Raw genomic sequence first — 22,857 nt, forward strand, 5'->3', positions numbered from 1 at the left:
GGACGATGGAGGGGGCTGTTATCAAAGTTATCGGGTTAGGCGGAGCGGGCAACAACGCGGTCAACCGCATGATCGAGTCCGGACTTTCCGGCGTGGAGTTCATCGCCGCCAACACCGACGCGCAAGTGCTGGCGCGGTCCCTTGCGGACATCCGCATCCAGATCGGGGATAAGCTCACGCGGGGCCTGGGGGCTGGAGCGAACCCCGAGATCGGAGAGCGGGCCGCTGAGGAGAACCGCGACCTGATCGCGGAGCACCTGGAGGGGGCCGACCTGGTCTTCATCACCGCCGGCATGGGGGGCGGCACCGGAACCGGGAGCGCGCCCGTCGTGGCCGAGATCGCTCGCGACCTCGGCGCCCTCACGATCGCGGTCGTCACCCGCCCCTTCTCCTTCGAGGGTCCCAAGCGGCTCCGGGTCGCCGAGGAAGGCATCAAGAAGCTCAAGGACCGCGTGGACGCCATGGTCGTGGTGAACAACGACCGGCTGCTGTCCGCGGTGGACAAGAAAATGACCCTCAAGGACGCGTTCTTGATCGCGGACCGCGTCCTGTACCACGGCGTGAAGGGCATCACCGACGTGATCAACCTCCCTGGCCTCATCAACGTGGACTTCGCCGACGTGCGCACCATGCTTTCCGGCGCGGGACAGGTCCTGATGGGGATCGGCGCGGGACGCGGCGAGAACCGCGTCGCGCAGGCCGCGCAATCCGCGATCTCGAGCCCGCTCCTGGACCGCACGATCGAGGGGGCGCGCCGGTTGCTGGTGAACGTCGTGGGTTCCGAGGAACTTAGCCTGATGGAAGCTTCGGAGGTGGTCGAGCACGTCCGGGAAGCTACGGGTTTCGAAGACGTGGATATCCTGTATGGAGTGACCTATGACGAGCGCGCGGCGGACGAACTGCGCGTCATCTTGATCGCTGCGGGCTTCAACGAGCCTCAGGTTTCAGTCTACCCCTCGGACACCTCTCGCATCATGGACTTCGCCCCCCAGGGAACGATCGATCCTACCAATTACGAGATCCCCGCTTTTATCCGCTACGGCGACGGCGATTACCCTCCTAAACGCGGAAACTAAGCTACTGCTCCTTTTTAGGCCCCACCGCAGCGAAAACCGCGGTGGGGTTTTAAGTGTTGTTGAAGGAAGGGATTTCAAATCCCAGAAGGAACGGTGAAAACGAGACACGCGGGGTGTTTGTTCTATACTCGAGGTGTCCCGTTTCAAATCCCAGAAGGAACGGTGAAAACAGAGTTCGCGAAAGCGGTCCTTGAAGAGCTCGAGGAGTTTCAAATCCCAGAAGGAACGGTGAAAACCTCCTTAGCGCGGTGAGCGGTGAGCGCCCCCCGCGCGAAGTTTCAAATCCCAGAAGGAACGGTGAAAACCTCCTTAGCGCGGTGAGCGGTGAGCGCCCCCCGCGCGAAGTTTCAAATCCCAGAAGGAACGGTGAAAACCCCGGAAATGCTGATCACGAGCAGGCGGCACCCCGTCACGTTTCAAATCCCAGAAGGAACGGTGAAAACCTGCACAAGGGCATGGCAGGGGGGGCGGACGTATTGGCGTTTCAAATCCCAGAAGGAACGGTGAAAACCGCGGCCAGCGCCTCGCCGACGCCGAGCATGTCCAGGAGTTTCAAATCCCAGAAGGAACGGTGAAAACCTGCCCGCAACGGGTTCCAACCTCCGCGCCGCCGCTTCATGTTTCAAATCCCAGAAGGAACGGTGAAAACCCGGGCGCGGCGTGAGGCGGATATGTGGGCCAGGGAGGTTTCAAATCCCAGAAGGAACGGTGAAAACCTGCGGATCGTGATCGGTGTGGGCTACGTGGGAGCGGGTTTCAAATCCCAGAAGGAACGGTGAAAACCCCCGAGAGCCCGAGCCCGTTCCAGCGCTTCATTGACGTTTCAAATCCCAGAAGGAACGGTGAAAACCGAAAGAACTCCCGCTCCCGGAACTCCGGGAGCGATATTTCAAATCCCAGAAGGAACGGTGAAAACCGGTTTTCCGGTTAGGGGTTGTTCCTGTGTTTGGATGTTTCAAATCCCAGAAGGAACGGTGAAAACTAGTAACTCCAGGATCACATACCACGGAATGATTCGTTTCAAATCCCAGAAGGAACGGTGAAAACCTCCGTGCTATCTCTGTTTTTGGCCTCCCCTCCCCTGTTTCAAATCCCAGAAGGAACGGTGAAAACCCCCCCGCCCAATCCGGATCACGAAACTGCACTCGGGATTTCAAATCCCAGAAGGAACGGTGAAAACCGTGCTCGACAACCTAGCCAAAGCCTACGGGGTAGCGGTTTCAAATCCCAGAAGGAACGGTGAAAACCTTCATCTTGTCCCCCCTACGGCGTTCTTGAGGTTTACTTTCAAATCCCAGAAGGAACGGTGAAAACCGGGCCGCCTGAGGGTAGGCCTCCTCAATGATCTCGTCGAGTTTCAAATCCCAGAAGGAACGGTGAAAACCTGTTTCAGTTTGTATACCCCCCGGAAAAATGATGAGGTTTCAAATCCCAGAAGGAACGGTGAAAACCGACGCGATGCGCCCCAGGAGTTCACCGGCTTTTTCGCTTTCAAATCCCAGAAGGAACGGTGAAAACCCGGAACGCGCGCGCGACGCCTGAGCCCCGAGGAGCGCTTTCAAATCCCAGAAGGAACGGTGAAAACCGCTTGGTCTATTTATTCATCCGTGGGGGCCAGGACGATTTCAAATCCCAGAAGGAACGGTGAAAACCTGCAGAAGACCTGATGGAGCGGCTCGGCCGCCTGAATTTCAAATCCCAGAAGGAACGGTGAAAACCAGGAGGTTTGAGGTGGCCCAGGATCTGGAGAAACTCTATTTCAAATCCCAGAAGGAACGGTGAAAACCCAAACCCAGACGACGGGAGTGGTGCACGTGGAAAAGTTTCAAATCCCAGAAGGAACGGTGAAAACCGGGGACGTCATCGAGATCCGCAGGGGCGGCAGCTGGAATTTCAAATCCCAGAAGGAACGGTGAAAACCCCATAACATCCCCTACAGAAGGGCTCTCGTGGATTTGCGTCTTTGTTGTCAAAGAGCAACCCAGAATACAATCTGGGAAAGAATGCGCGATAAGAAAGGGCTGTGTTGAGAGCGCGTTGCTTGCATCAACCTACCGGGATTATAGCACGACCGGAGGTAGAAAAATTTTATACCAAGTCAAAATATCCGCGTAGCGTCTCCCCTACTCCTGATCCAAACCCCACACATCAAGCAGCGAACCCCGGAAGAAAAATCAGCTCGAGCCTTCAAGATGCATGCGCACCGCGGCAAGCAACCCCTCCCGCGAAAAGGGTTTAGTGATCAATCCGGCCGCGCCGAGGTCTAGGGCCCGCCGTTCGTCTTCCACGTGCCCGCGGGCGGTCAGCACGAGGACCGGGGGAACGCTTTTTCCACGCAGCGCCTCTAGCAAACCAAACCCGTCCAGTTCCGGCATGGCGAGGTCGGTGATGATCAAGTGCACCTCGGTGCCGCGCTCGAGGCAGTCCAGGGCTTCGCGTCCGTTCCGCGCCACGAGTACCTCGTACCCATCACGGACGAGTAGGTTGCGTACCAGGTGCCCCACGAACGGTTCATCGTCCACCAATAACACACGTTTCCCCATGGCTTTACCCTTCCCGTGAAGATCCCGGTAAGGAGTGTACTGTGGTCGGGAAGGCGAGGCCTACCCCTATTTGGGGGAGCGGTGGCACGGTGCCAGTTCATGCACGGCGATCTCTGGGGGGCAGTTCCAGCGTAGTGGTAGGGCACTCACCCCAAGGCCGCGGGAGATGAAGGCTCGCTGCGGGGCCTCCACCCACCCCGCGACGAAACGGCGCCCGTAGCGCGAGCCTGTGTGGATCGCTCCAATCCCCGGCAAGCACACCTGCCCGCCGTGCGTGTGCCCGGAAAGCACCAGCTCCACCGGCGTGCGTAACTCCGCTAAAAGATCTGGGTTGTGGCTGAGAAGGAGGCGCGCGCCTCCTCGCCATCCGGCCAGCGCCGCTTCAGGATCCGGCCGGCCTCGCCACAGGTCATCCACACCAGCGAGGAAGAGGTCGGGCCTGAGCTGCACGCCGTGGTTCTCCAGCATCCTTACGCCAGCCAAGGCCAGGGCCTCCCGGAGAGGATCTAGGGGGTTGAAGCGGGAGCGGTCGTGGTTCCCCCACACGCCCCATACCCCTAAAGGCGCGCGTAAGGGATCGAGGGCCTGTATGAGGCCCTCAATCCCGTCCCGCAGTCCGGCATCCACAAAATCCCCGGTAATGACCACCAGGTCCGGTGCTTCTCGAAGCGCCGCCTCCACCCAACGCGTGACTAATTCCTTGCGGATCCATGGCCCGTAGTGCAGGTCGCTCAGGTGCACCACCCGGACTGGGGCCGTAAGTCCCGCTAGTGTCCGGGTGTGCCGCGTGAGTTGGAAGCGGTCAACGCCGCACCTCATGCCATGCCGGGCACTGCCCCCTCTAGCTCCGGCCGTGGCAGTGCTTGTACTTCTTGCCGCTACCGCACCAGCACGGGTCGTTCCGGCCGATCTTCTTGGGTTTCTTCCCCGACTCCCGCGCCTGGGCCGGTTGCGGCGCGGCAGTAGCTTGACGGGCCGGGGGCGTGGCGGCCTTGGGGGGCACCGGCGCGTGCGCCCGTGGCTTGGGTGGCTCCACCTCCACCTTGAGGCGGAAGAGGAACTTCGTCACCTCCCCCTTGATGTACGCGATCATGTCGTTAAACAGGCGCGTGGCCTCGAACTTGTACTCCTGGAAGGGATCGCGTTGGCCGTAGGCGCGCAGGCCGATCCCTTGACGGAGTACGTCCAGGTTGTGCAAGTGTTCCTTCCACGCCCCGTCCACCACGTTCAGGATGACGAAGCGTTCCACCGCGCGCATCAAGGGCGGCCCCAGCTCCTCCTCGCGTTTCGTGTAGAACTCGAGCCCCGCCTGTACGATCTTCTCCACCGCATCCGCTGCTTTTTCTTGGCGTAACGCCTCGAACTCGAAGGTTTCAAAGGCTGGGATGTAGTCCAGCAGCGTGGCCTTGAGGCTGGCGAGGTCCCAGTCGTCCGGGTGGATCTCGGGGTTGATGTAGTTCTCCGCCACCCCCGCGACCGTTTCCTCAACCATGGCGAGCGCGGCTTCCTTGACCTCCTCGTCCTTCCCTAGGAGGATGGTGCGCCGCTGCGCGTAGATGACCTCGCGCTGGCGGGACATCACGTCGTCAAAGCGCAGCAGCTGCTTCCGGATCGCGAAGTTTCGGTCCTCCACGCGTTTTTGCGCCCGTTCGATGGCGTTGGTCACCATGCGGTGCTCGATCGGCTCGGAGTCATCAAACCCCATCCGATCCAGCATGGCTACCACGCGGTCGGAGGCGAACAGGCGCATCAGGTCGTCGTCGAAGGAGACGTAGAAACGGCTCTCGCCGGGGTCTCCTTGGCGTCCCGCACGACCCCGGAGTTGGTTGTCGATCCGGCGGGACTCGTGCCGCTCGGTCCCGATGATCGCGAGCCCCCCGAGTTCCTTGACTCGTTTTTCGTCCTCGCGGCACGCGTCCCGAAGGCGTTTGATCTCCTCGATCGTCTCCTCGCTCACGCCTAACTCAGCGGCCAGCGCGCGCGCTTCGCCCTCCTCGCCTTGCACCAGCTTCTTGATGAAGAGCTCGACCTTCCACTCGTACCGGTCGAACCCCTGTTTCTCGAGCAGCACGGCCGCCATGTGCTCCGGGTTCCCCCCGAGCTTGATGTCCGTACCGCGGCCCGCCATGTTGGTCGCGATGGTGACCGTGCCGCTGCGCCCCGCCTGCGCGACGATCTCGGCTTCCTTCTCGTGGTGCTTCGCGTTCAGGACCTGGTGCGGGATGCCCTTACGGATCACCTCGAGGGTGTGCACGCTGCGCTTTAGCTCTTCCCAGGCGTCCTTCAGGGCTCCTTTCGCGTTCTCCAGGAGCGGCTCGAACTCGCGAAGGGCTTCCTCCCTTAGGTTCGCGGGGCGCTCGAGCAGCCGCTTTAGCCGCTCCCACGCCTCGCCCTGCTGCTTCGCCGCAGCCTTGAGGAAGGACTGGACGCGCATCTCGAGGCGGGGCAGGTAGTGGCGCGGTTCGGTGAGCATCGCGGAGAGCCGCTCCGACTTTTCGATGCTGATCGTGCCCACCAGGACCGGCTGCCCCCGCTCGTAGCGCTCGGCGATCTCCTCCACCACCGCGAAGAACTTGCCGCGCTCGCTGCGGTAGACCACGTCCGGGTGGTCCTGGCGGATCACCGGCCGGTTGGTGGGCACCACGATCACGTCCATGCCGTAGATTTCCTGGAACTCCTTCTCCTCCGTCTTGGCCGTGCCGGTCATGCCGGCGACCTTCTCGTACTGGCGGAAGAAGTTCTGGTAGGTGATCGTGGCGAGCGTCTGGTTCTCCCGTTCGATCTTGACGCCTTCCTTAGCCTCGATCGCTTGGTGGAGGCCTTCCCCATACCGTCGGCCGGGCATCAAGCGACCGGTGAACTCATCCACGATGATGACCTGCCCGTCCTGCACGATGTAGTCCCGGTCGCGGAAGTACAGTTCCTTCGCCCGGATCGCCTGGATCAGCATGTGCGCGATCTCCATGTTCTCCGGGCTAAACAATCCTTCGATGCCCAAAAGCTTTTCGGCCTTGGCGATGCCCCGCTCGGTGAGGTGCACGCTGCGCTGCTTCTCGTCGATGGTGTAGTCCCCTGTGGGTTCCTTGTCCTTCTCGCCCGGCTCGGGCTTCTCGCCGCGCTCGAGCTTTTGCGCCAGCTCGGCCATGCGGTAGTACAGGTCCGTGGCCTTTTCCGCCGGGCCCGAGATGATGAGCGGGGTGCGCGCCTCGTCCACCAGGATCGAGTCCACCTCGTCCACGATCGCGTAGTGCAACGGCGTGTCGTGCCGCAGCACGAGCTGTTCGGGCGAGAGGGCCATGTTGTCCCGCAGGTAATCAAAGCCCAGCTCGGAGTTCGTCACGTACGTCACGTCGCACAGGTACGCCTGGCGGCGCTCGTCCGGTGTGGAGCTGTGCTGGATCACGCCCACCGTCAGGCCAAGGCCGCGGTAGACGGGGCGCATCCACTCCGCGTCGCGCCGGGCGAGGTAGTCGTTCACCGTGACCAGGTGCACGCCCTTACCGGTAAGGGCGTTCAGGGCGACCGGCAGGGTCGCGACCAGGGTCTTTCCTTCCCCGGTCTTCATCTCCGCGATCTTGCCCTCGTGCAGCACCGCCCCACCGATGAGCTGCACATCGTAGTGCCGCATGCCTAGGTAGCGCTTCGCGGACTCTCGAGTCAGCGCGAACACCCGCGGTAGCAGCTCGTCGAGCGAGGCGCCCTTTTGGTGCTGTTCCCGGAGTTCCGCGTAGGCCTTCGCGAGGTCGTCGATCCGCTCTACCTCCGCCTCCAGGGCGTTGGTCGGTTCGACGACCGTCTTCCAGTAGCGCTGAATCTCGCGCTCGTTGTTGTCAAAAATTCGTTTCAGTAGACCCAACATAACTTCTTAGTATTCTACGTCCCCAGTATGAGTCCGTGGTGGGCTCACCCCTCGCGTCCCGGACTCGAGCCTTCCGCCAACGGCAGGTACGGACGCGCCGCGAGGGTAAGCGCATCCCCCCGCCCCTGCCAACGCCGCCACGCGGCCAGCGCGATCATCGCGCCGTTATCCGTGTTCATCCCCTTTGGGGGAAAGACGGTCTCGAGATCGCTCTCCTGAAACCGCGCGCGTAGGGCCTGGTTCGCTGCGACCCCCCCGGCGATCACCACCTTCTGGCGTCCTCGTGCACGCGCAGCGCGCGCTACGGTCGTGTAGAGCGCCTCAACGACCACGCGCTGGAAGCTCGCCGCGATGTCCTCCGCGCGGTACCCTTGCTCCACGAAGCGGGCCGCTGCCGTTTTCAAGCCGGAGAAGCTGAAGTCAAACCCCGGCTGGTCCTTTAAGGGTACGGTAAACGGCACCGCTTCGGGATCCCCATGCTCCGCGAGCCGGGCGATCTCCGGCCCGCCCGGGTACCCGAGCCCCAATAGGCGCGCCACCTTGTCGAAGGCCTCGCCCGCCGCGTCGTCCCGCGTCGCGCCGAGCAGCTCATACCGTCCTTCGGCGGGCACGTCAAAGAGGTGCGTGTGCCCCCCGGAGGCCACCAACACCAAAAACGGGGGGGCCAGGTCCGGACGGTCCGCCAGCGCCCCGTAGATGTGCCCCTCCAGGTGGTGCACGCCGACGAACGGGCGCTCAAGTGCGAAGGCTAAGGCTTTCGCGTAAGTCAGGCCTACGAGCAACGCACCGATCAGGCCGGGTCCTCGAGTGGCGGCGATCACGTCCACCTCCTCCAAGCGCACTCCGGCCTCCTCCAGCGCTGCGGCGACCAGCGCGTCGATCACGCGGGTGTGCTCGCGGCTCGCGAGTTCCGGGACTACGCCCCCGTACGTCGCGTGCAACTGGGTTTGGGAAGCCACTTGGTTGGAGAGGACCCGCCCGTCCCGCACTACGCCGACCCCGGTGTCGTCACACGAAGTCTCGATGCCGAGTACGACCACGTCTCCCAGTCTACGCCAGCCCGCCGCACCGTGCCTCCTCGCTCTGAGGGGATCGCGTATACTGGTAGCTTGTGACGCTGGAGGCGTACCATCGACTCAAGCGCATCCCGTTCGCTCACGGCGGGCTTTACGCTAAGCCAGGCGCGCGCGGTTACCCGGATCCCGTGCATGACCTCCTGGCCCGCACGCTCGAGCCCATTGGGGAGCGGGCCTTGGACCTCAACCCGGGCGTGGGCCTCACCAGCCTCACGCTGGCCCACGCGGGGCTGGCCGTGGACCTCATCGAGACCTCCCGCGCGGCCCTGCGGTGCCTCGAGGCTACCGCGCGGGAGGTCCGCGCCTGGCGGGTGCGGCGGGGGCTTCCCTGGGAGGTGGAGCCCGAGGCGTACGATCTGGTCGCGCTGCCCCTCCCGGCGGAGCGGGGCTCGGCTTGGGTGCGCCAGTGTCTCATCGCCGCGTCGCGCGCCTTGAAGCCCGGCGGGCGCTTATGGCTCGCGGGGGACCGGCGCAAGGGGTTCGAACGCTACTTTAAAGAGGCCCGCGCGCTCGTCGGTTACGGCGTGGTGGTGACCCGGGACGGACCGTACCGGGTCGCTGTGCTTGAGCGGGAAGGCCCCGCGCCCGCGCCCGAGGAGGCCTGGCGGCGCTTCGAGAGCACGGTGTTGGGTCAGCGCTTGGCGTTCCATCATCTTCCCGGCGTGTTTTCCGCAGGAAAGATCGATCCCGCGAGCCTGCTGCTGCTCGAGGCCCTCGAGGGGCCGGTGAGGGGGTTGCGGGTTCTGGATCTGGGGGGTGGGTACGGGGCGCTGGGGGCTCCGCTCGCGCGCCTTGGGGCCGAGGTGACCCTGGTGGAGGACGAGTGGCCCGCGGTCTTGAGCGCCCAGCGTACCCTCGAGGCTAACGGGCTCGAGGGGCGGGTGCTGCACTCCGATGTGGACGAAGCCTTGAAAGAAGGGGAGGCTTATGATATAGTGGTTACGAATCCCCCGTTTCACGTGGGGGGTAACGTCATTCTAGACGTGGCCAGGGCATTCGTACAAGCAGCTTACGCGCGCACCCGTCCAGGCGGAAGGTTTTTCCTGGTGGCCAATCCTTTCTTGAAATACGAGCCGCTCATGGAAGCGTTGTTTGGCAACTACCGGACCGCTCGCGTGGACCGGTACAAGGTCCTCGTGTCCGAGAAGCCAGCCTAGCTAGGGACCCTATCGCCACCACGCACGCAGGACCAGTGGGGGTGAACGCTGCATCATGGACAAGGAAAAAAAGCGCAAGAAGAAAGCCGCCCAGGAAGTGATCGACGCCCCACCCAGCGAGAGCACCACCAAGCGCCGGCGCCGCAGCGCCAAGAAAACGGAGGGCACGGCGGAGGACGTGCTGGAAAGCCGCGCGGTCCGCACCCTGCTGCAAAAGGGGAAAAAGTCCGGCAGCCTCTCCCAGGAGGAAGTCCGCCAAGTTATGGAGGAAGCCCTCCCGAACCTCGACGACGACGCCTTCGAGGAGTCGTACGAGGAGGTGATCGATCTGCTCGAAGGGGAGGGCATCGACGTACTCTCCGAGGATGAGGAGCTCGAGGAACCCATCCTCGAGGGCGAGGACGACCTCAGCGAAGACGAACCCGCCATCGCCACGCGGGTCTCGATCTCCGACCCGGTCCGCCAGTACCTGCACGAGATCGGTCAGGTGCCCCTCTTGACCCTCGAGGAGGAGATCGACCTGGCCCGGCGCGTCGAGGAGGGAGAAGCCGCCATTGAGAAGCTCTCCGAGTTCACCGGGCTCGACGCGCACCTCATCAAGCAGGTCATCCGCGCCCAGGTGCGCCACGGTGGCCGGGTGCCCCACATCCCCGGGGTGGACACCGAGATCGACGAGGAGACCGTGCAGGCCGTGGATGCACGGCTCCGCGCCCTGCCCAAACCCCAAAAGCGCTACCTGCACCTGGCCCGGGACGGGGAGCTCGCCCGGCAGCACCTGATCGAGGCGAACCTCCGCCTCGTGGTCTCCATCGCGAAGAAGTACACCGGTCGTGGCCTTAGCTTCCTCGACCTGATCCAGGAGGGCAACCAAGGCCTGATCCGCGCGGTGGAGAAGTTCGAGTACAAACGGCGCTACAAGTTCTCCACCTACGCCACCTGGTGGATTCGGCAGGCCATCAACCGCGCGATCGCTGACCAGGCCCGCACCATCCGCATCCCGGTGCACATGGTCGAGACGATCAACAAGCTCACCCGCACCGCGCGGCAGCTGCAGCAGGAGAAGGGCCGTGAGCCCAGCTACGAGGAGATCGCTGAGGCCATGGGACCCGGCTGGGACGCCAAGCGCGTCGAGGAAACCTTCAAGATCGCGCAGGAGCCCGTCTCCCTCGAGACCCCGATCGGCGACGAGAAGGACTCGTTCTACGGGGACTTCATCCCCGACGAGCACATGGCCTCCCCCGTGGACGCCGCCGCGCAAAGCCTCCTCTCCGAGGAGCTCGAAAAAGCCCTCAGCAAGCTGAGTGAGCGCGAGGCCATGGTGCTCAAGCTCCGCAAGGGCCTGATCGACGGGCGGGAGCACACCCTGGAGGAGGTCGGCGCGTACTTCGGCGTGACCCGGGAGCGCATCCGCCAGATCGAGAACAAGGCCCTCCGCAAACTGAAGTACCACGAGTCGCGCACGCGCAAGCTGCGGGACTTCCTGGACTAAACCGTTCCGGAGCGTGAGGATCCGGGGGGCGGGCATGGCAACGCGTCTAGGTTGCAGCATCGAGGTGAACTCCGAGCAAAACGCCCCCCACCCGTACATCGGGTTGGGCTGCCCCTCGTGCTTGAGGGGAGATCTCTGGAACGTTCACGGGTAAAATCATCGGTGTGATCGCGCATCGCCTCCCCGTGCGGCCCGCCCCCAACCCCGGGGCGAACCTCCAGTGGAGGAAACGATGGAACACCTCAGCGCCGAAACCACCGCCGCCCACCTGCCCTACCCGAAGCTCGCTGACGCTATCGCCCAGGTCCTCCAATCCTGGGCTCGAGGGGAAGCCCACGCGCCCGAACGCAGCGTCCTTTCCCTCCCGGGAGGCGGTACCTTCCTGGTCATGCCTGCCACCAGCCCCAGGATCGCGATCACGAAGCTGGTGACCGTCCACCCCCAAAACGCGACGCGCAACCTCCCCACAATCGAGAGCGAGGTCATCGTCATCGACGCAGCCACCGGGGTGCGGCGGGGCATCCTGGAGGGCAAAACGGTCACCGCCCGCCGCACCGCGGCCCTTTCCCTCCTCGCGGCGAAGCTCCTCGCTCCCAATCCCACCGGTCCCCTGCTCATCGTTGGGGCCGGCACCCAAGGCCGCGCGCACCTCGAGGCGTTCGTTGAAGGGTTGGGGGTCCGCCAGGTCTACATCGCTTCCAGAACCCGCCAAAACGCGGAAGCCCTCGCGGCATACGCCCAGACCCTGGGCGTTCACGCTGAGGCCGTCGCCCGTCCGGAAGAGGTGTTGGAGCGCGCCCCCCTCATCGTGACCGCCACCACCAGCGCCACGCCGGTCCTGCCCCCCACGGTGCGGGAGGACGCCTTCATCGCTGCGGTGGGCGCGTTCCGCCCCGAGATGGCCGAGCTTCCCCCCACGCTCATCCAGCGCGCCCGGGTGTACGTGGACACCCTGGAAGGGGCCCAGGCCGAAGCGGGCGACCTGATCCAAGCTGGGGTGGACTGGGCGCGGGTGGTTCCGCTCCAGCGTGCCTTAGCACAACCCCGCCCCACCAAGGGGCCGGTGATTTTCAAAAGCGTGGGGTCCGCCTTGTGGGACCTGGCCGCCGCGATGCTGGTTTACGGCACGTAAAGCACCTGCAACGCGACCCGCACCGGTCCCGTCGTGAAGAGGTCCTCCAGCGCGACCACGCCCACCACCACGTTCCCCGTCAGGTCCGCGAGCGACGACTGGAAGCGGGCAAGATCCCCCAGGGTCAAGCGGCCTTCCGCCACCCGCTCGGGAAGGATGCCCGCCTGAAGCAACCGCTCCTCCGCGTCCTTACGTAACGCGATCAGTCCTTCGCGCACCCGTTCCGGCTGGTAACGAGGTGGGGGCAGCTCGCGCATCGAGATCACCTGGCCCAGCACGAAGCGGCGCTCGGTCGGCACGAAACGCACCCCGACCACCAGCTTCCCCTCCGGGGTAATGCCCTGGGCTCGAGCCTGCAACACCCCAGGCCCCGTCCATCCGTCAATCTGCTCCTCCCCTGGGAGCAGCACCCCACGGAACCCCGCCACGCGCGCCTCAACATCTGCCTTCCGCACGACCTCAGCCCACGCTTGCTCCGACGAGCGCCCCTCCCCCAGCGGCACCTCGGCCAACACCGTATCCTTAAGCACCCGCGAGAGCCCCTGGCGTAATACCTCAATCCCTTGCTCCAGCCGCGCCTGCTCCGCCTTTAAGCGCGCCAAGCTCGCGTTCAAGCGCCGTTCCTCTAACTGCGCGGCCTCCAGCTGCGCCGCGAGCCGCGCGTTCTCCTCCTCTAACTGGCGGCGGCTTCGCTCCAACCGGTACTGTTCGCTCAACAACGCGTTCAAATCCCCGCGCAACCGCCGCCGGTCCTCCTCCAGTCGAGCGATCTCCTCCCGAATGGCTTGCAGCCTCGCCTCAAGGCGCCGACGCGTCTCGTCCGCGGAGCTGAGTACCGTGGACTGCGCCTCACGAAGCTCCTCGAGCTCTTGGAGCAGCTGGTTCTGCGCTGCTTGCAGTTTTAAGAACTCCGCTTCCGCCGCGTCGCGCTCCGCCTCGACCTTCCTCAGCTCCTCCTCGCGCTGCGCAAGAGCTTCCCGCACGGAACGCACCTGCTCTAAAAGCAGGTCCCGCTCCGCCTGAAGCTTCTCCAACTCTCGCCGCGCCTCCTGTAGCTGGAACTCCGCGAAGTTCAGGTTCGCCTCTAGGCGGTCCCGCTCCTGAAACAACCGCTCCCGCTCAGCGAAAAGCTGCGCGACGCGCCCTTCGTAGCTCTGCACCTCCCCCGAAAGGCGCGTCACCTCCTCCCGAAGCCGGTCCCGCTCGAGGCGCACCTGTTCAGCCTCCAGGATCGTGCGGCGCGCGTCCTCCGCCAGGAAGAAGAAGGCGAAAAACGCCACCAGCGCGATGATCATGCCGGTGAGAATCGCGAAGACCAAAGCGGTGGTGCGGGGCCTTAGGCCGAATAGACGCAGGTGGCGCCGCCCCACACGCCGACCGACCACGTCCCCTACGTACGCGATCAGTCCCGCGAGCAGGACCAGACTGCCGACAAGCGTCCAGAGGTTCATGCTGCGTGCTTACAGCTCGAACTCATCCCCAAGGTAGTAGTTCCGCGCCCCGGTATCGCGGGCGAACTCCTCGGGCGACCCGTGGAAGACCACCTGGCCGTCATACATCAGGTACACCCGGTCCGTGATGGCCAGCGTCTCCCGCACCGAGTGGTCCGTGATGAAGATGCCCACCCCGCGCCGCAAGCGCAACTCCTCGATGAGCTTCTGGATGTCCCGCACGTTCTTAGGGTCCACGCCGGTAAACGGCTCGTCCAGCAGGATGAAGTCCGGGTTCGTGGTCAGCGCGCGCGCGATCTCGAGGCGGCGGCGTTCCCCGCCCGAGAGGGTGTAGGCGTACTTGTCCTTGAGGTGCGCGATGTGGAACTCCTCAAGGAGGGACATGGCGATTTCCATGCGTTCCTGCTTCGGGATCGGTTGGTGCTCCAGGATCGAGAGCAGGTTCTCGAGAACCGTCATGCGCCGGAAGGCGGAGGGCTCTTGGGGCAGGTACCCCAGGCCCAGCCGGGCCCTGCGGTACATGGGCATCCGCGTCACGTCGTGCCCCTTGAGCATGATCCGCCCTTCGTTCGGACGGATGAACCCCACCAGCATGTAGAAGGTGGTGGTCTTCCCCGCCCCGTTCGGCCCGAACAACGCCACGATCTCTCCCCGCCCCAGGGTCAGGTCCACTCCCCGCACCACCTCGCGCCGGCCGTAACGCTTCCTCAATCCGGTAGCCATTAAGCGTGCGCGCTGCGCCTCCTCGATTGCGTGGGACAGGGCCGTCTCCATCGCACTTATGGTAACACTACGGCGTTAGGCTCCTGTGAGAGGGGTATGATTGAGGTATGCGCGTACTCGGATGGATTCTGCTGATCCTGGGGATCGCCCTCGCGCTAGGAATCGCCGGCCCGATCCTCGCGGTGCTTGCCCTGGGGCTTGGTCTGGTGGGGGCCGTGGTTGGCCTAGCCCTCCTGCCCTTCCTCGTCCTGCTCGGCCTCGTGCTCGGCGCGATCGGCCTCCTCGTCGGCCTCGCCGCCGTCGTGCTGAAGTGGGGCATCCCCCTCCTCCTCGTGCTGGTCGGCCTCTGGCTCCTCCTGCGGGACCGCGCTCCGCAAGCGGCCTGAATCCCGCCACGTCCCGGAGGGCCGACGCGGTTTATAATGGGGCCCAACGCCCACTCCGGCCTCTGGGACCATGACCGGGCTCCGCCCTAAGCCCAGCATCCGGTACCTGGTACGCCCTCGTTTGCTCCGCCGGCTCCCCGACGATCCCGGCTACGTGGTGTGGCTCCAGGCTCCGTACGGTTACGGCAAGAGCGTCCTCGCCAGCCAATGGGCTGATCGCCTCGAGGCCGAGGCCTGGCGGGTCATCTGGATCGCTCTCGCCAGACGCAAGCTCCGCCCCGCCCTCGCTCAGGCCCTGGCGCTGCCCCCCAACACCCCCTGGGATGTCCTCACAGAAGCGCTCTGGCACGCACCAACCCTGGTCGTGCTCGAGGACCTCCACAAGAACGCACCGGTAGGCCCCCTGCTGCGCACCCTCGGGGGGCTGCTTCTGCTCGCGAGCCGTCAGGAGCTGACCCATCCCGAGCTTCCCCGCCTCGACAGCACAGGGCGGCTGGTCCACCTCAAGGCCGCGGACCTCGCCTTCACGCTGGAGGAAGCCGAAGCGCTCTTCCCAACCCCCCAAGCAGCCCACGCTGCCTGGCGGCAGTGCCGGGGTTGGCCCCTGCCCCTGCACCTGGCCGCCCTGCACGGCCGCATCCCGGAGCGGGAGGCGTTGTTGGAGGGCGCCCGGCAAAGCCTGTCCCCAGAGGCCTGGGCAGAGGGTTTGCTGCTCGCTGCTGTGCCGTACCTGCCCCACGGGGCGGCCACTCCCGCCACCCGCGCTTTGGTCGAGGCCGGATTCGCGCAGGAACTCATGGGAGGGTATCGGCTCCACCCGCTCATCGCCACAACCCTACGCAAGGTGTACCCCAAAGCGGTGCGGCAAGCGGTGCGCGCGGCCGTCCGGCGGCTGCCGCCCCTGACGCACGGAGAGGCCCTGGCCGGCGCCGGGATGCTCGAGGAGCTCGCCGCGTTTCTAGAGGAGGATTACGCTCCTGCCGGGCACGAGCCGGAGGCCGTGCTGCGTTGGGATGCCCTGGCCCCAGGTCCAAGGGGGCCGACGCGCCTGTTGGGCCTGGGTTGGGCGCTTTCCGCTACGGGAGCCAACGCACGCGCGGTGCAAGCGCTTCTTCAGGCCGCCCGCCACCCTAGCGCCACCGCCGACCAGATCGTGACCGCCCTGGGGTGGGCAATTACCTGTCTTCCCCCCACCCCATCTCCCGAGGCTCACGCCTTCATCGCGGAGGGCGAGCGGTGGGTGGAGCAGGCGAGCCCCGAACGCGCCGCGGCCTTCTTCACCAACGTCGGCGAGTACTACCTCGCGGCCGCGGAACCCGCACGGGCAGAGGCCTTCCTCCAGCAAGCTGCCCAACGCATGCCCCCAGGCCATTACAACCGGGCGGTGCTCCAAAACACCCTCGCCGAAGCTCAGTGGGAGCGCTGGGGGGACCTGGAGGGGTACATCGCGCGCGTAGAGGACTCCTTGACCGTGATGCAGGCCCACGTGCCCTATAACCTCCCGGCCAACCACCGGAACCTCGGCGTGTTCAAGGCGCTGCTCGGTCAAAGGACCGAAGCCCTTCAACACTTTGACGAAGCCGTGCGCTGGGCGAAACAGAACCGGATCCTCGCCCTCGTCGCTCAAGCCGAAAAGGCCGCCCTCCTAGAGGCCCTCGAGCCGCTACCCGAACTCGCGGCGCGGTGCACGGCCTGGCGACACCCCTGGGCCCAGGACCGAACGCACGCCCTATGGGCCCAGGTTCTCCGGAAGGCCAAGGATCCCGAGGCCGCGCTTAGGGTCCTCGAAGGCCAGGACGGCCCTTTCGCTCAAGCGGAGCGAGCCCTAGTCCTCCTAGACTTAAACCAACCTGACGCGGCCCTGGCGTGCGCCGACCGGAGCCTGGCGGGGTGCCGGACCCGCGAGCAACGCCTCGCCGCCCAAGCAGCCCGCTATCGCGTCACCCGCGCCCCTCAGGACCTCCAAGACCTGCTCGAGCTCACCCTCGCGCGGGAACGCGTACTGCCCGGCCTGGTGCCCCTCGAGTCCCTCCCTCAGGACCGCCCCACGCTTGCGCGGGCCTACCCCCTGGAGGCGGTGCTCCGCTCGGGGTGGAAGGACGCGGTGCGCCTCCGGCACGCGGAGATCCCCCCGCTCGAGCTGGAGGTCCTGGGCGGGGTACGCGCCCGCACGCTCGGCGCTTCCCTCCCCCTTACTACTCGCCAGCGGGAGATCCTCACGCTGCTCACCCTCCGGCAGAGCCGTGAAGCGATCGGGGCAGCCCTGTGGCCGGAGGCCGATGCGGAAAAGGTGCGCAACAACCTGCACGTGCAGCTGAACCTGCTGCGCAAGACGCTCGAGCCCTGGGGCGTCCCAACCTTCCTCACACCCGAGGGGCTCGCTCGCACGCGCTGCGACCTTTGGGATCTCGAACGTGCCCTCGAGGCCAGGGACGCCGAGGCGGTGCTCGGCCTGTACCGCGGTCCGTTGGCCCCCGAGGTGGACCTGCCTCTGGTCAACGAAGCTCGAGCCCACCTCGTAGAGCAGGTGAACGCGGCGCTCTTCGCCGCATCCAGCGCGGCCCCTCCCCTAAGGGCGGAGGCCATGCTCCTTCGGGTCCTCGAGCTTGATCCGCTTCACGAGGAAGCGTTAAAGCGCCTGCTCTGGCTCCTCGTACGGCGGGGGCGGAAACGGGAGGCCTGGCGACGCTACCGGGCCTTCGCCGAGCGGCTGTGGACGGAGCTGGGGGTGGAGCCCTCACCCGAAACGCGGAACCTCTTGGCCTAAACCCCCGGATTTAAGCACGGTTTAAGCCCCCACGCGCGAGGCTGGGGATGGGAGGTGGATCGTGAACCGCGCGCGTCGTCAACGCCTGGTTCGAGTCGCGCTCTTCGTGGGCGCGTTGAGCAGCGCAGGGCTTGGTCTTGGGGTGGCCCAAGGAACCGGCTCGGGGTGTGGTCGGTTTGAGCAGCTCGTCGCCTGGTTCTTCAGCCGTTCCCCCGCCGACCTCGCTCCGGACATCAGTACCTGGGTCTACTACAGCGATCCCTACTACCTACCCTACAGCTTCTGGCACCCTCCGGACTGGCAAGCGCGCTCGCTGGGCAACCCGTCCGCACGCACCGTCGGGGTCGCGCTCACCGCAGCCGACAGAAGCGCGGCGATGGTCATGCTCGCCATGCCGCCCCCCTACCCCGGCATGACCCCCCGCGACCTCGCCGCCTGGGGCCTCGAGGCCCTCATGGGGGAAAGCCGGGCGCTGGAGGTCCTCTGCGTCCTCGATACCCCACCCGGCCCACTCCAACCCGCCCAGACTCAGATCGCCCTCACCGACGGGCAGACGATCGTCCTGGTTGGAGCCACCCTATACGCTGTGGGCTCGAGCGAGGCGATCTGGTCCGACCTCACCCTGTTCGTTGCTCCGGAAGCCACGTTCGAGCAGTACTACACAACGGTCTTTGCTCGCATCCTCTACCAGTTTTTCATGGGGGGGTCGGGCACCGAGGACGGAAAGAAGAAAAAGAAGAAGCGGAACGGGGACGGTCCCGACGACGACGAGTAGGGACCACCCCCCCACCCCTGTACTCCCGCAACCAAACGCGTACCCACACCTACGCTAGACTGAGGTTAATGAAAGGCTTGGCGCTGGCACTCGGCGGAGGCGGGGTCCGAGGATTCGCCCACCTCGGCGCCCTACGAGTGCTGCGGGAACACAACCTCCCCGTCAAAGCCCTGGCGGGGAGTTCCGCGGGCGCGCTGGCCGCGGCCGCGTTTGCTTTCGGTTTGCCCTTAGAACCCGACCCGTACCTCGAGCACATCGCCGACCCTCGCGCTGGTCGTTTATTCCAGGACGAAGGAAACATCTTTCGCCGCCTTGCCCGGCTGCAGTCGCAGCTGTTCAAAGCCTTGCGCAACCCCTCGCTGGCCAGCAACGAGCGGCTGCGGGAGGGGCTCGAGGCCCTCTTCGGCGACCGCCGCCTCGAGGAAAGCCCGATCCCCTTGGGCATCGTGGCGGCGGACCTGTACCGCGGCGAGATGGTGGTGCTGCGGGAGGGGCCGGTGGTGGAAGCCTTGCTGGCCTCGAGTGCCGTCCCGGGCATCTTCCCGCCGGTCCCGTGGGGGCCGTACCTGCTCGTGGATGGGGACGTTGCGGAGAAGGTTCCGGTCACGGCCGCCCGCGCCTTGGCCGGGGGGCCGGTCGTGGCGGTGGACGTCTCCAACCCAGCCCCGGCCGCCCCGCCGCGTACTACGTTCGATGTGCTGCTTTTGGCCGGGCAGGCCGCGCGCGAGCGTCTGAAACGGCTCGCGATGCAGCAGGCCGACCTCGTGCTCCCCCTGTGTCCGGAGACTCCGGTGGAAACCTTTGATTACGAGAAGGCCCGCGCCGTGTACCAGCTCGGCATCGAGCGAACCACCCTGTACCTGCCGGCCCTCGAGCAGCTCCTTGCTCCCCGGTTCGTTCGCTGGTTACGCCAGCTTGGGCGCTTCCCGAAGGCCGTACGCGAACACCCCGCTCCCGAGCAGGACGAAACCCACAGGCCAGAGGTCGAACCCGAGGTACTCGAGCAGAACCGCGAAGAGCAGAAACGCTGAGGGAGCGGAGGCGAGGAGCATCACCGCGACCCACCGCCCCTCGGGGCCGGGGGTCTGGCGGCGGGCTCGTCGGGCAAGCCACCGCATCCCGAGGGCCTCGAGGCCAGCCAGGGCGAGGAGGCCCCCCGCCACCCATCCGGGCAGGGGGGCCTGGACCTTCGGTAGCGGAAGAACCCAAAGCAGCACGGCAACCGTGGACTGTAAGCCTACCGTGGCTAGGTAGAGCGCGCGCAGGCCGCGGCGCACCTCGTCGGGGGAGGCGTCCGGATCAGCGGCGCGCAGGATGGCGCGTAGCATCGCGGTTAGTGGTGCAGCACCCGCGCGAGGAAGGCGCGCGTGCGCTCGTGCTGCGGGTTGGCGAAGAGGGTGTCGGGCTTGCCTTCCTCCACGATCTGGCCCTGGTCCATGAAGATCACGCGGTCCGCCACCTCGCGCGCGAACCCCATCTCGTGCGTCACTACGATCATGGTCATGCCGCTTTTAGCCAGCTCGCGCATCACGTCGAGCACCTCCCCCACCATCTCCGGGTCGAGGGCTGAGGTGGGCTCATCAAAAAGCATGATCTTGGGCTGCATCGCAAGGGCCCGGGCGATCGCCACACGCTGCTGCTGCCCTCCGGAGAGCTGCGCCGGGTATTTTTCCGCCTGGTCCGCGATCCCCACGCGCTCCAAGAGCTGCATCGCCACCTCCACAGCCTTTTCTCGAGGCCATTTGCGGACCTTGATCGGAGCGAGGGTGACGTTGTCCAGGACCTTCATGTGGGGGAAGAGGTTGAACTGCTGGAAGACCATCCCCACCTCGCGGCGGATCGCCTCGATGTTGCGCACGTCGTGGCTCAGCTCGATTCCGTCCACCACGATGCGCCCCTCCTGGAAGTCCTCCAGTCGGTTGATGCACCGGATCAGCGTGGATTTACCGGAGCCAGAGGGGCCGATCACCACCACGACCTCGCCGCGCGCCACCTCCAGGTTGATGCCGCGCAGCACGTGGAGTTTGCCGAAGTACTTGTGCAGGTTCTCGATTTGGATGATGGGTTCCATCTTTCCTCCAGTCTATCGGGTACCCAGCCCCATGGCCCGCTCGAGCTGGCGGGAGGCGTAGGACATGAGCCCGGCCCCGATGAAGTACACCACCAGGAGAAAGAGGTACACCTCGCGCTCGAGGCCCAGGTAGTTGGGGTTTGCGAGGACCGATTGCGCGATGCCCAAAAGGTCGAGAAGGCCCACGATCGCCACGAGCGAGGTGTCCTTAAAGATCGCGATGACCTGGCCGATCAGGGCAGGGATAACGGAGCGAATCGCCTGGGGCAGGATGATGTAGTAGGCGGTCTGGAAGCCGTTGAGTCCCAGCGCCCAGGCGGCCTCGTACTGTCCTTTGGGCACGCCCTGCAACCCCCCGCGGATGTACTCGGCGAGGTACGCGGCGGCGAAGAGCGTGAACCCCGCGATGACCCGCACAAGCTGCGGTGGCCGCCAGGCTTCGGGCACGAAAAGGGGCACCATGATCCAGGCGAGGAACAAAACCGAGACCAAGGGCACGCCCCGCACCGTCTCGATGTAGAGGGTAGCGAGGATGCGGATCGCCGGAAGGCGGCTGGTGCGCCCCAGGGCGAGCAAAAGCCCTAAGGGGAAGCTCAGCACCACGGTGAGCAGCGTGATGAGCAGGGTGAGGAGCAGGCCGCCCCAGAGGTTCGTGTTCACCCCGGAGAGCAGGGCTCCCGCGGCGAAGAGGCCCAAAAGCCACAAAAGCGGCAGGTAGGGCCGCAAGCCCCTAAGCCGCGCGCCGGCCCAGATCGCGCCGGGCAGCGCCGCAGCGGTGGCTACCGCCCAAGCCCAGGTGGCCGGGAAGACCAGGGGCCACAGCAAAACGGCGAGGAGTAAAGCGCCGCCCCAGAAGGCCCGCCAGGCGCGCGGCAATCCCTGCGCGAGTACGCCGTAGCTGAGGCCGCCGAGCACCGTGGTCTCCAACACCACCAGCCAGACCCGCCAGACCGCCTCCGGCGGGAACGGCCCCACCATGAAGAGGCGGAAGTTGTTGGGAATCACGGCCCAGCGGGCTTCGCTCAGCGCCCAGAGCAGCACGGCCTTACCGAGCAGGAAGATCCCTGCCCCGGTGAGCAGGGTGAGGAGGGTGTTCCACCACCCGTTGAAGAGGTTCGTACGCATCCAAGCCCAGGCCCGCATCACCGCACCCCCACGAGCGTCACCCGGCGGTTGTACCAGTTCACGAGCGCGCTGATCGTCAAGCTCATGCTCAGGTACGCGGCCATCACGATGAGGATGCCCTCGAGGCTGCGCCCGGACTGGTTCGCGATCGTGCCGTAAACGTTGAAGAGCTCGGGGTACCCGACCGCGATGGCCAGCGAGGAGTTCTTGGTGAGGTTCAGGTACTGGTTGCCCAAGGGTGGGATGATGATGCGCATGGCCTGCGGCAGGATCACGAGCCGCATGGTCTGCGCGTAGGTGAGGCCGAGGCTCGTCGCCGCTTCCCACTGTCCTTTGGGCAGCGACTGGATCGCCCCGCGCACGATCTCCGCGATGTAGGAGGCCGTGTAGATCACGAGCGCGAGAAGCACCGCGCTAAACTCCGGAGAGAGCGTGAGACCTCCCGTGACCCTAAAGCGGCCCAGCTCCGGCTCGGAGATCGCGAGCGGCCCTCCGCTCACGAGCCACCCCACCCCCCAGGCCAGCACCAGCGCGCCCAAGGCGCTCCAGCGGGCCCAGCCCTGCCTGCGCAACGCGAGGTACACCCCCACGGCGAGGAGCAAACCACCCCACAAAAAGGGCTCAAAGCGGGGCCAGGCGTCCGTAGGGACCGGCCAGGGCAGAAAGATCCCGCGCTGGCTCGCGATCAAGCCGCCGAACCACTCGCTAGCCTGGCGCACCGGGGGGAATTTCAGGATCGCCCCGAAGTACCAGAAGAACATCTGCACCAGTAGGGGCGTGTTGCGCACCAGCTCGACGTAGGCGAAGGCCAAGCGGTTCACCAGCCAGTTGCTGCTCAAGCGGCCGATGCCCACCAGCACCCCCAGGATCGTGGTGAGCACGATCCCGACTAACGCCACGCGCAGCGTGTTGTAGATCCCGGCGAAAAACGCTTGCCAGTACGCGTCGCTAGGCTTGAACGGCCTGAGGACGAGCCGTCCGTCCTCCAGTGCGAGCACCGGCCCTTCGCTGATCGTGAACCCGGCCTCCTGGCCAAGGAAGCTAAAGGTGAACGGGATGCCCCGGGCCACCATGCCGCGGTAGGCCGTGAAGAGGAGGAAGGCGATCAGGCCGAGGGCGAACAGCGCCGCGAGTACCTGAACGACGAGGTTCAGGACGCGCGCGTCTCTCCAGAATGGGATCGTTCTCCGGTTCATCGTTCCTTGTTTAGGGCGGCCCCAGGTGGCT

Annotated in this window: 17 protein-coding genes and 1 CRISPR repeat array; of the genes, 8 read left to right on the forward strand and 9 right to left on the reverse strand. The window is 65.5% G+C overall.

The window, feature by feature from the left end; translation table 11 throughout:
• Nucleotides 1-5: 5 nt before the first annotated feature.
• Nucleotides 6-1,076, forward strand: a complete 1,071-nt coding sequence (gene ftsZ, locus MARKY_RS07315; protein WP_013704236.1) for a cell division protein FtsZ — start codon at nucleotides 6-8, stop codon at nucleotides 1,074-1,076.
• 71 nt (nucleotides 1,077-1,147) lie between these two features.
• Nucleotides 1,148-2,996: direct repeats of the CRISPR family, unit length 30 nt; unit sequence GTTTCAAATCCCAGAAGGAACGGTGAAAAC.
• Nucleotides 2,997-3,250: 254 nt separating this feature from the next.
• Here ftsZ and MARKY_RS07320 read toward each other — a convergent pair.
• From MARKY_RS07320 to tsaD, 4 genes are all read right to left on the reverse strand, one after another.
• Entirely contained in the window at nucleotides 3,251-3,619 is a 369-nt protein-coding gene (locus MARKY_RS07320; RefSeq protein WP_013704237.1) for a response regulator, read from the reverse strand.
• Nucleotides 3,620-3,685: 66 nt separating this feature from the next.
• On the reverse strand, nucleotides 3,686-4,438 hold the full coding sequence (locus MARKY_RS07325; RefSeq protein ID WP_013704238.1) for a metallophosphoesterase: 753 nt from the start codon (nucleotides 4,436-4,438) through the stop codon (nucleotides 3,686-3,688).
• Nucleotides 4,439-4,460: 22 nt separating this feature from the next.
• The gene (gene secA, locus MARKY_RS07330; RefSeq protein ID WP_013704239.1) at nucleotides 4,461-7,478 is read right to left on the reverse strand and encodes a preprotein translocase subunit SecA; all 3,018 of its coding nucleotides are present in this window, start codon (nucleotides 7,476-7,478) and stop codon (nucleotides 4,461-4,463) included.
• A gap of 44 nt (nucleotides 7,479-7,522) precedes the next feature.
• Nucleotides 7,523-8,518, reverse strand: coding sequence for a tRNA (adenosine(37)-N6)-threonylcarbamoyltransferase complex transferase subunit TsaD (tsaD, locus tag MARKY_RS07335; protein ID WP_013704240.1), 996 nt, complete (start codon nucleotides 8,516-8,518; stop codon nucleotides 7,523-7,525).
• 71 nt (nucleotides 8,519-8,589) lie between these two features.
• Between tsaD and MARKY_RS07340 the strand changes: the two genes are divergently transcribed.
• The 3 genes from MARKY_RS07340 (at nucleotide 8,590) to MARKY_RS07350 (ending at nucleotide 12,332) form a co-directional block, all read left to right on the forward strand.
• Nucleotides 8,590-9,711 carry a methyltransferase gene (locus MARKY_RS07340; RefSeq protein WP_013704241.1) on the forward strand — a complete coding sequence of 374 codons (1,122 nt, stop codon included), beginning with the start codon at nucleotides 8,590-8,592 and terminating at the stop codon, nucleotides 9,709-9,711.
• A gap of 55 nt (nucleotides 9,712-9,766) precedes the next feature.
• Nucleotides 9,767-11,200, forward strand: a complete 1,434-nt coding sequence (gene rpoD / locus MARKY_RS07345; protein WP_013704242.1) for an RNA polymerase sigma factor RpoD — start codon at nucleotides 9,767-9,769, stop codon at nucleotides 11,198-11,200.
• A gap of 232 nt (nucleotides 11,201-11,432) precedes the next feature.
• Complete coding sequence (locus MARKY_RS07350) at nucleotides 11,433-12,332, forward strand: delta(1)-pyrroline-2-carboxylate reductase family protein (RefSeq protein ID WP_013704243.1); 900 nt, start codon at nucleotides 11,433-11,435, stop codon at nucleotides 12,330-12,332.
• On the opposite strand, the gene MARKY_RS07355 is transcribed toward MARKY_RS07350, so the two are convergent.
• Both MARKY_RS07355 and lptB read right to left on the reverse strand, forming a co-directional pair.
• The gene (locus tag MARKY_RS07355) at nucleotides 12,320-13,783 is read right to left on the reverse strand and encodes a DUF3084 domain-containing protein (RefSeq protein ID WP_013704244.1); all 1,464 of its coding nucleotides are present in this window, start codon (nucleotides 13,781-13,783) and stop codon (nucleotides 12,320-12,322) included. The two genes, MARKY_RS07350 and MARKY_RS07355, sit on opposite strands and share 13 nt — an antisense overlap.
• 9 nt (nucleotides 13,784-13,792) lie before the next feature.
• Nucleotides 13,793-14,557, reverse strand: a complete 765-nt coding sequence (gene lptB, locus MARKY_RS07360; protein WP_013704245.1) for an LPS export ABC transporter ATP-binding protein — start codon at nucleotides 14,555-14,557, stop codon at nucleotides 13,793-13,795.
• 56 nt (nucleotides 14,558-14,613) lie between these two features.
• On the opposite strand from lptB, the gene MARKY_RS07365 reads away from it, so the two are divergent.
• From MARKY_RS07365 to MARKY_RS07380, 4 genes are all read left to right on the forward strand, one after another.
• On the forward strand, nucleotides 14,614-14,892 hold the full coding sequence (locus MARKY_RS07365; protein WP_013704246.1) for a hypothetical protein: 279 nt from the start codon (nucleotides 14,614-14,616) through the stop codon (nucleotides 14,890-14,892).
• 70 nt (nucleotides 14,893-14,962) lie between these two features.
• Entirely contained in the window at nucleotides 14,963-17,659 is a 2,697-nt protein-coding gene (locus MARKY_RS07370) for an ATP-binding protein (protein ID WP_013704247.1), read from the forward strand.
• Between the two features lie 61 nt (nucleotides 17,660-17,720).
• The gene (locus MARKY_RS07375; RefSeq protein ID WP_013704248.1) at nucleotides 17,721-18,434 is read left to right on the forward strand and encodes a hypothetical protein; all 714 of its coding nucleotides are present in this window, start codon (nucleotides 17,721-17,723) and stop codon (nucleotides 18,432-18,434) included.
• 68 nt (nucleotides 18,435-18,502) lie between these two features.
• Nucleotides 18,503-19,465 carry a patatin-like phospholipase family protein gene (locus tag MARKY_RS07380; RefSeq protein ID WP_013704249.1) on the forward strand — a complete coding sequence of 321 codons (963 nt, stop codon included), beginning with the start codon at nucleotides 18,503-18,505 and terminating at the stop codon, nucleotides 19,463-19,465.
• 302 nt (nucleotides 19,466-19,767) lie between these two features.
• Here the strand turns inward: MARKY_RS07380 and MARKY_RS07385 are convergent, their stop codons facing one another.
• From MARKY_RS07385 to MARKY_RS07395, 3 genes are read right to left on the reverse strand one after another with little or no spacing between them, the layout of a single operon-like run.
• Nucleotides 19,768-20,505: an amino acid ABC transporter ATP-binding protein gene (locus tag MARKY_RS07385; protein ID WP_013704251.1), complete on the reverse strand. Its 738-nt coding sequence runs from the start codon at nucleotides 20,503-20,505 to the stop codon at nucleotides 19,768-19,770.
• A gap of 12 nt (nucleotides 20,506-20,517) precedes the next feature.
• Complete coding sequence (locus tag MARKY_RS07390; RefSeq protein ID WP_013704252.1) at nucleotides 20,518-21,648, reverse strand: amino acid ABC transporter permease; 1,131 nt, start codon at nucleotides 21,646-21,648, stop codon at nucleotides 20,518-20,520.
• A complete protein-coding gene (locus tag MARKY_RS07395) occupies nucleotides 21,648-22,826 on the reverse strand; it encodes an amino acid ABC transporter permease (RefSeq protein ID WP_013704253.1) in 1,179 nt (392 codons plus the stop codon). The genes MARKY_RS07390 and MARKY_RS07395 overlap by 1 nt, the downstream gene beginning before the upstream one ends.
• Nucleotides 22,827-22,857: the final 31 nt, after the last annotated feature.

The sequence above is a fragment of the Marinithermus hydrothermalis DSM 14884 genome (assembly GCF_000195335.1).
Classification (GTDB): domain Bacteria; phylum Deinococcota; class Deinococci; order Deinococcales; family Marinithermaceae; genus Marinithermus; species Marinithermus hydrothermalis.